The organism is Acidovorax sp. KPB24-07 (genome assembly GCF_057543315.1).
Genome location: NZ_BAAJYS010000202.1, coordinates 1 through 6,773 on the forward strand (window position 1 = coordinate 1; position 6,773 = coordinate 6,773).

Below are 6,773 nucleotides of genomic sequence, written 5' to 3' on the forward strand. Positions count from 1 at the left end.
CGGCGGGCCCGGGACAGCGCGCTGCCGCGCGGGCGCGAACCCCCATCGCCGTGGGGCCATCGTTTGGCGATGCGCCCCGCTGCGTGCACGATGGCTGTCGCGGCAGGGCCGGCCTGGACCGATGGCCGACCGGCGCATTCCCCACGTCCCGTGAAAACCGTTGCCTGGAGGTATCCGATGACCGTCATCACCCGTTCCGTTGTCAGCACCGCCGTCGCCCTGGCGGCCCTGTGCGCCGGCCCCGCGCAGGCGCACCACGGCTGGTCCTGGGCGGAAGAAGCCCAGTCCGAGCTGGCCGGCACCGTGCAGCGCGTACAGATCGCGCGCCCCACCCGACGCTGGAGGTCAAGACCGCCGAGGGCGCCCTCTGGCGCGTGGAACTGGGCAATCCGTCGCAGACCGAGCGCTCCGGTTTCACCGCGGCCTCCGCCAAGCCGGGCGATGCCATCACCGCCATCGGCAACCGTGACCGGGACACTTCCCAGCGGCGCATGAAGGCCGTGCAGATCCAGGTCGGCGGCAAGACCTACGCCCTCTACCCCGAACGCATCCAGAACCCCAAACGCTAGAAGGCCCCATGGATTTCGCCGGGCTCACGCCCCTGCTGGACACCCTGGCCGCGTCCGCCCCGGCCGCGTGGCTGCGCCAGTCCGGCACGGCCTACCTGGTGGTCAACGCCCTGCACATCGCCGTGCTGGGCCTGGGCGTGGGCGCTGCCGTGCTGCTGGACCTGCGCCTGTGGGGCGCCATCGGCCGGCGCATTCCCCTGGCGCTGCTGGGTCCGTTCCTGTCGCGCGCGGCGGGGGCGGGGATCGCGCTGGCTCTGGTCACCGGGCTGTGGCTGTTCGCCACCCGGCCGGCCGACTACCTGGCCAATCCGGCGTTCCTGGTGAAGGTGGCGGTCATCGGGCTGGCGCTGCTGAATGCGCTGGCGCTGCATGCCGGCGGGCACTGGGCGCGCGCCCTGCGCGAAGGGCGCGCTGGCGGCTGGGTGCGCATGCAGGCTGCGGTGTCGCTCGCGCTGTGGCTGGGGGCCGTGCTGGCGGGGCGCTGGATCGGATTTCTCTGAGAACGCCGGGCGATTGAGCGCCAACGCGATCTCCAGAAAGACATTGGACAGGTTCTCAGGGTCCGTGCGGCTACCATCCCGGCCATGGCGCTCAACTGGGTCTGGATCGGGTTCTTCACCGTGGCGTTCGCCACCGCTGTCGTGCGCTGGCTGCTGGGCGCGGACGGCATCTTCCAGGCCTTGCTGGCCGCGCTGTTCGATGCGGCCCGCTCGGGCTTCGAGATCTCGCTGGGCCTGGCCGGCGTGATGGCGCTGTGGCTGGGCCTGCTGCGCGTGGGCGAGCGCGCCGGCATGATCGAGCTGCTCGCCCGCGCCGCCGCCCCGCTGCTGCGCCGGCTGTTCCCCGGCGTGCCCGACGGCCACCCGGCGCAGGGCGCGATGACCATGAACCTCTCGGCCAACCTGCTGGGCCTGGACAACGCCGCCACGCCGCTCGGCCTCACGGCCATGCGCGAACTGCAGACCCTCAACCCCGGCCCGCCCGACACCGCCAGCAACGCGCAGATCATGTTCGTGGTGATGAACACCGCGGGGCTCACGCTCATTCCCACCTCGGTCATCGCCATCCGCCAGAGCCTGGCCCTGAAGCAGGGGTTGGGCGCGGGCTTCAACGCGGCGGACATCTTTTTGCCGACGCTGCTGGTCACCTTCGCGTCGCTGCTGGCGGGCGTGCTGGCCGTGGCCGTGTGCCAGCGCCTGCCCCTGTGGCGCGCGCGCCTGCTGCTGCCGGTGCTGGCCGTGTCCGGGCTGCTGGCAGTTGCCGTCACGGCGCTGGCCCGGTTGCCGGCCGAGCAGGCCGCGCGCATAGCCGGCACCACCGGGGCGGCGGTCATCCTGGGCGTGGTCATGCTCTTCGTGCTGGCGGGCGCCGTGCGGCGCGTGAACGTCTACGACGCCTTCATCGAAGGCGCCAAGGAAGGCTTTGGCGTGGCGGTGCAGATCGTGCCCTACCTCATCGCCATCCTCGCGGCCATCGGCATCTTCCGCGCAGCCGGCTGCATGGATGCACTGCTGGGCGCCATCGGCGCTGGCGTGGCGGCGATGGGCTGGGACACCGCGTTCCTGCCGGCCCTGCCCGTGGGGCTGATGAAGGTGCTCTCCGGCGCCGGCGCGCGGGGCCTGATGATCGACGTCATGCAGACGCACGGCGTCGATTCCTTCGCCGGCCGCCTGGCCGCCATCGTGCAGGGATCGACGGAAACCACCTTCTACGTGCTGGCGGTGTACTTCGGCAGCGTGGGCATCCGGCACGCGCGGCATGCGCTGGCGTGCGCGCTGGTGGCGGATGCGGTGGGGCTGGCGGCGGCGATCGGGGTGGGGTACGCGATGCTGCGGTGAGGGGGTTGACCCCGGCTGGGCAGGGCCCAGACGACCACGGGCACCGGCCGATCAATCACCTGCGCGATCTTGCGATCGCGAGTCAGCCGTACTGTTTTTGCTCATGCGCCTGTTGAAGCCTTTGTGCATCCCACACGCCTGCCTTTGCTGCCAGGAGGAGCATGCCCAAGGTAATGGGTCGGGTGCGCTTGCTTTTCTTGAAAGGGGAAAGCAGCCAGAGACCTTCTGCGCCGAAATAGTCGGATGGCCGGTAATCGCCTGGGGCCACATGGAACCTGGAAGCAAAATTTTCCATGAAATGAAAGGCGTCATCGCCGGTCAGGCCCAGGTCTTTGACCAGATCGGTATGGGGCGTGTAATCGATTTGCTTTCCCAGCTGCCTTAATCCGACGGAATCCACAGACGATGCCAGCTGAACCAGGTCTTTCCATAAGTCGGAAGGGGCGGCGGCTACCATAGGCGGTCTTCTTTCTTCGCGAGGGCGTTGTACTTCGTGATCGACTGGTTGATGATCTGGAAAACATCGTATGCCAGCACGGTCCAGCCGACGCCAGGAACCAGGCGCCCCACGAAGGCACCGAGGCTCCTGGTGAAAGTCAGTCTGAGCGTTCTCAAGCTGGCCCCCGTGAGGGTCGGCAAAGCAAAGGGCATTCGCTGCTGCAGCATTTTTCTCGATACCACCGAAGCGATCGATGTTCCTCGGGTCGCTCCTGCGAATTTACCGCGTGTCGGCAGGAATGGCTGCCCTGAAAGGATGGCAGCTGCAGCGGCGATATCGACCCCGCCCAGTTGATCCAGTGTCTGGTCGATGGCTATCCACAGGAATAATTCTTCCGGAGAAAGGTCGGCGAGGTCATGGTATTGATAGGTATTTGACAGAATGACTCCCTTTGTTATTGATCATGCAGGATTGAAGCATTAACCCATCCGATTATTTCGCTCTCCATTGTTGATTTTGTTTTCAGAAGAGAAAATTGATGACCGACGCTCCGCAACGCCCCGACCTGCCCGACCACCTCTCCATCGACCCGCGCAGCCCGCACCATGTCGCCGCCGTGTTCGAGCACGACATCGGGATCCGCTTCAATGGAAAGGAGCGCTTCGACGTGGAGGAGTACTGCGTGAGCGGGGGCTGGGTGAAGGTGCCCGCGGGCAAGACGGTGGACCGCAAGGGCCGGCCGCTGATGATCACGCTCAAGGGCGCGGTGGAAGCGTTCTACAAGTGAAAACCCCGCCATGCCGGCGGATTGTTTGCCTGGTGTGCTATTGAAAATGTATCAAACGGGCGGTGGTGCCCATCGCGGCGGGGCACCGTCTGCCGGGACATCCGCCGCGCGCCCTCAGGCGCGGCTCACTCGCACTGGAAGCGCGTCTGCAGCGTGGCCGGGTTCTTCGTGGTGCTCGATCGGGCGGTGCAGCGCTTCACCGCGTCGTCCACGCGCTGCACCACGCGCACGGCGCCGCCGGCATAGTCGCACGCGAGGAACTTGCCCTGCGGGTAGTCGCCTTCGAAATGCCACACGGCCGTGGCGCCCCCCTTGCCGGGCTTGTCCGACTGGGGCATGAGGACGGCGCCCTGGGCGGGCGGGCCGTCGAAGACGTTGTGGCCGGTCAGGCGCAGGGGGCGCTGGTCGAGCACGATCTCGGTGCCGGCCGGCAGGCCGGCGGCCTCCGCGCGGGGCGAGGTGAGGCGCACGGTGGCCGGGCAGTCCAGCGATGCCGTGGCGGCAATCGCTGGAGCGGACACGCCAGAGAAGAGCGCTGCGGTAAGGGCAACCAGCGCCGCCGCTCGGGCTGCAGGGCGGCGCAAAAGGGGGGTGGAGCGCATGTGGGCCTTTTCTTGGTCGATCACTCGATGACGGAATACGCGGCGGCGTTGTTGCTGGGATCGGCGAAATCCCCGTTCTTGCGCTGGACTTTCGGCCGGATGTAGCGCATGGAGACCTTGGGTTTTTGCGTATCGCTCAGCCACTGGTCCATGATCCAGATGCCGCCAGGGTCCTGCGAGATGAAGAACGCCGCGTGGTTGCCCGTGGGCAGGCTGCCGTAGCGTCCTTTGTCGTTGAAGGTGGCGATGGCCGTGCCCTTCTTGATGTTGGCGTTGACGAAGACGGTCTCGCCCGGTTTCCAGGAACTGGTGTGGGGCAGTTGCGCATAGTGCTGCAGCAGGGCCACGCAGTGCTTGCTGCCGACCTTGCTGGTTCCCTCCAGGGCTTCGGCGTTTTGGTAGATGTAAGGCATCGTCGAGTGGGCGGACAAAAGCAGCGATCCTAGTCGGCCGCGTGCCTTTTGCCCTGGCTGTTTCCAACCGTTTCAAACCCGCTCGAAGATGGCCGCGATGCCCTGCCCGCCGCCGATGCACATCGTGACCAGCGCATAGCGCCCGCCCGTGCGGTGCAGCTCCGCGACGGCCTTGGTCGTGATGATCGCGCCGGTGGCGCCCACGGGGTGGCCCAATGAGATGCCCGAGCCGTTGGGGTTGACCTTGGCGGGGTCCAGGCCGAGTTCCTGGATGACGGCGCAGGCCTGGGCGGCGAAGGCCTCGTTGGCCTCGATGACGTCCATGTCCTCGATCTTCAGGCCCGTGCGCTGCAGCACCTGGCGCGTGGCGGGCACGGGGCCGATGCCCATGTAGGCCGGGTCCACGCCCGCGTGCGCGTAGCCGACCAGGCGGGCGAGCGGCTTGGCGTTCAGCGCGGCCACGCGGTCGCCGGCCACCAGCACCACGGCGGCGGCGCCGTCGTTGATGCCCGAGGCATTGCCGGCGGTGACACTGCCGCCGTCCTTCTTGAACGCGGGCTTCATGCCGGCCAGCACGTCCAGCGTGGTGTTGCCGCGCACATGCTCGTCGGTGTCGAACAGCACGGTGCCCTTGCGCGTGGCGATCTCGACCGGAACGATCTGCGCCTTGAAGTGCCCGGCGGCAATGGCCGCGGCGGCGCGGTGCTGGCTGGCGGCGGCCAGTTCGTCCTGCATGGTGCGGCTGATGCGGTAGCGCTCGGCCACGTTCTCGGCGGTGATGCCCATGTGCATCTTCTGCCAGGGGTCGTGCAGGATGCCCAGCATGTAGTCGATGCTCTTGGCGTCGCCCATGCGCTGGCCGTAGCGCGCGGCGGTGTCGAAGTACGGGCCGCGGCTCATGGATTCGCTGCCGCCGCCGATGGCCACGTCGCAGTCGCCCAACACGATGGCCTGCGCGGCCGACACGATGGCCTGCAGGCCGGAGCCGCACAGGCGGTTGACGTTGAAGGCCGGCGTCTCGATGGGGCAGCCCGCATCGATGGCGGCCACGCGGGCCAGGTAGGCGTCCTTGGTGTCGGTCGGGATGACGTTGCCCATGACCACGTGGCCCACCGTGTCGGGTGCGAGGCCGCTGCGTTCGATGGCGGCGCGCGTGACCGTGGTGGCCAGCTGGCTGTTGGGCACGTCCTTGAGCGTGCCGCCGAAGGTGCCGATGGCGGTGCGGGCGGTGCCGACGATGAAGACGTCGCGGTGGTTCATGGCAGGGGTCTCCTCAAGGAATGAAGGGGCGGACAGGTTCTCAAAAGCAGGGCCGGTCGTTGCGGTGCGCTGCGCGGGCCGCGCAATGGGGATCGGACAGGATGTTAGGGCCGGGCGGCGGGCAGGGCAGCCGCGTGGGCGTCAGCCGCCGCGGCGGTGTCGTGCCCTGCCGCGCAGGTTTGCCTACCGCCCTTCGAAGCGCGGCTTTTCCTTGGCGTAGAAGGCGGCGATGCCCGCGGCCAGGTCGCCCGTGCGTGCGCAGTCGCCGAAGGCGCGGGTTTCCGCCTCCAGTTGCGCGGGCAGGTCGCGGTCGAACGAGGCGCGCATCAGCCGGCGCATGTGGCCCAGCGCCACCGTGGGGCCGGCGGCCAAGCGCTCGGCGAGAGCGTCCACCGCCGCATCGAGCTGGTCGGCGGGCACCACCTGGTTGACCAGGCCCAGGCGCTCGGCATCGGCGCTGGTGAGCGTGTCGCCGAGCAGGGCGATCTCCAGCGCGCGGCGCAGGCCCACCTGGCGCGGCAGGGCCCACGAGGCGCCCACGTCGCAACTGGTACCCAGGTTGATGTAGGCCAGGTTGAAGCGCGTGCCCTCGGCGGCGAGGATGAAGTCGGCCAGCAGCATCAGGCTCATGCCGGCCCCGGCGGCCACGCCGTGCACCTTGGCGATGACGGGCGCGTCGATGTTCGCGAGCAGCGTGGCGGCCTCGTTGAGCGGGCCCAGCAGGTCTGCGGCGCCCTGGACGGGGTCTTCGCGCAAGGTGGCCAGATCGCCCCCCGCCATGAAGCCCTTGCCCGCGCCGCACAGCACCACGGCCCGCACGCCGGGATCGGCCGCGATGCTGCGCGCGGCCGCGCACAGCGCCTGG

10 protein-coding genes are annotated in these 6,773 nt (G+C 68.6%); 4 read left to right on the plus strand and 6 right to left on the minus strand.

Annotation, left to right across the window (positions count from 1 at the left end):
• The first annotated feature begins 374 nt into the window (after nucleotides 1–374).
• The 3 genes from AC27IQ_RS17005 (at nucleotide 375) to AC27IQ_RS17015 (ending at nucleotide 2,407) form a co-directional block, all read left to right on the plus strand.
• Complete coding sequence (locus AC27IQ_RS17005; protein WP_487090162.1) at nucleotides 375–569, plus strand: hypothetical protein; 195 nt, start codon at nucleotides 375–377, stop codon at nucleotides 567–569.
• A gap of 8 nt (nucleotides 570–577) precedes the next feature.
• Nucleotides 578–1,069, plus strand: coding sequence for a DUF2214 domain-containing protein (locus AC27IQ_RS17010; protein WP_284427922.1), 492 nt, complete (start codon nucleotides 578–580; stop codon nucleotides 1,067–1,069).
• An 84-nt stretch (nucleotides 1,070–1,153) separates the two neighbouring features.
• On the plus strand, nucleotides 1,154–2,407 hold the full coding sequence (locus AC27IQ_RS17015; protein WP_487090163.1) for a nucleoside recognition domain-containing protein: 1,254 nt from the start codon (nucleotides 1,154–1,156) through the stop codon (nucleotides 2,405–2,407).
• An 82-nt stretch (nucleotides 2,408–2,489) separates the two neighbouring features.
• Here AC27IQ_RS17015 and AC27IQ_RS17020 read toward each other — a convergent pair whose 3' ends face one another.
• Together AC27IQ_RS17020 and AC27IQ_RS17025 are read right to left on the minus strand one after the other, a co-directional pair.
• Nucleotides 2,490–2,864, minus strand: a complete 375-nt coding sequence (locus AC27IQ_RS17020) for a DUF1493 family protein (RefSeq protein ID WP_487090164.1) — start codon at nucleotides 2,862–2,864, stop codon at nucleotides 2,490–2,492.
• Nucleotides 2,858–3,286 carry an STM2901 family protein gene (locus tag AC27IQ_RS17025; protein WP_487090169.1) on the minus strand — a complete coding sequence of 143 codons (429 nt, stop codon included), beginning with the start codon at nucleotides 3,284–3,286 and terminating at the stop codon, nucleotides 2,858–2,860. The genes AC27IQ_RS17020 and AC27IQ_RS17025 overlap by 7 nt, the downstream gene beginning before the upstream one ends.
• Before the next feature lie 98 nt (nucleotides 3,287–3,384).
• Between AC27IQ_RS17025 and AC27IQ_RS17030 the strand changes: the two genes are divergently transcribed.
• Entirely contained in the window at nucleotides 3,385–3,633 is a 249-nt protein-coding gene (locus AC27IQ_RS17030) for a DUF3297 family protein (RefSeq protein WP_284397321.1), read from the plus strand.
• 125 nt (nucleotides 3,634–3,758) lie between these two features.
• Here AC27IQ_RS17030 and AC27IQ_RS17035 read toward each other — a convergent pair whose 3' ends face one another.
• From AC27IQ_RS17035 to AC27IQ_RS17050, 4 genes are all read right to left on the minus strand, one after another.
• Entirely contained in the window at nucleotides 3,759–4,235 is a 477-nt protein-coding gene (locus tag AC27IQ_RS17035; protein ID WP_487090165.1) for an STY0301 family protein, read from the minus strand.
• A 20-nt stretch (nucleotides 4,236–4,255) separates the two neighbouring features.
• Complete coding sequence (locus AC27IQ_RS17040) at nucleotides 4,256–4,648, minus strand: BPSL0067 family protein (RefSeq protein ID WP_487090166.1); 393 nt, start codon at nucleotides 4,646–4,648, stop codon at nucleotides 4,256–4,258.
• 72 nt (nucleotides 4,649–4,720) lie between these two features.
• Nucleotides 4,721–5,908 carry an acetyl-CoA C-acyltransferase family protein gene (locus AC27IQ_RS17045; RefSeq protein WP_487090167.1) on the minus strand — a complete coding sequence of 396 codons (1,188 nt, stop codon included), beginning with the start codon at nucleotides 5,906–5,908 and terminating at the stop codon, nucleotides 4,721–4,723.
• Nucleotides 5,909–6,091: 183 nt separating this feature from the next.
• On the minus strand, nucleotides 6,092–6,773 hold a 682-nt coding region (locus AC27IQ_RS17050; protein WP_487090168.1), incomplete at its 5' end, for an enoyl-CoA hydratase/isomerase family protein.

What these genes read in the sequence shown, in the direction of transcription:
- AC27IQ_RS17010 (WP_284427922.1), top strand. Translation starts at nt 578, where the DNA reads ATGGATTTCGCCGGGCTCACGCCCCTGCTGGACACCCTGGCCGCGTCC.
- AC27IQ_RS17015 (WP_487090163.1), top strand. Translation starts at nt 1,154, where the DNA reads ATGGCGCTCAACTGGGTCTGGATCGGGTTCTTCACCGTGGCGTTCGCC.
- AC27IQ_RS17020 (WP_487090164.1), bottom strand. Translation starts at nt 2,864, where the DNA reads ATGGTAGCCGCCGCCCCTTCCGACTTATGGAAAGACCTGGTTCAGCTG.
- AC27IQ_RS17030 (WP_284397321.1), top strand. Translation starts at nt 3,385, where the DNA reads ATGACCGACGCTCCGCAACGCCCCGACCTGCCCGACCACCTCTCCATC.
- AC27IQ_RS17035 (WP_487090165.1), bottom strand. Translation starts at nt 4,235, where the DNA reads ATGCGCTCCACCCCCCTTTTGCGCCGCCCTGCAGCCCGAGCGGCGGCG.
- AC27IQ_RS17040 (WP_487090166.1), bottom strand. Translation starts at nt 4,648, where the DNA reads ATGCCTTACATCTACCAAAACGCCGAAGCCCTGGAGGGAACCAGCAAG.
- AC27IQ_RS17045 (WP_487090167.1), bottom strand. Translation starts at nt 5,908, where the DNA reads ATGAACCACCGCGACGTCTTCATCGTCGGCACCGCCCGCACCGCCATC.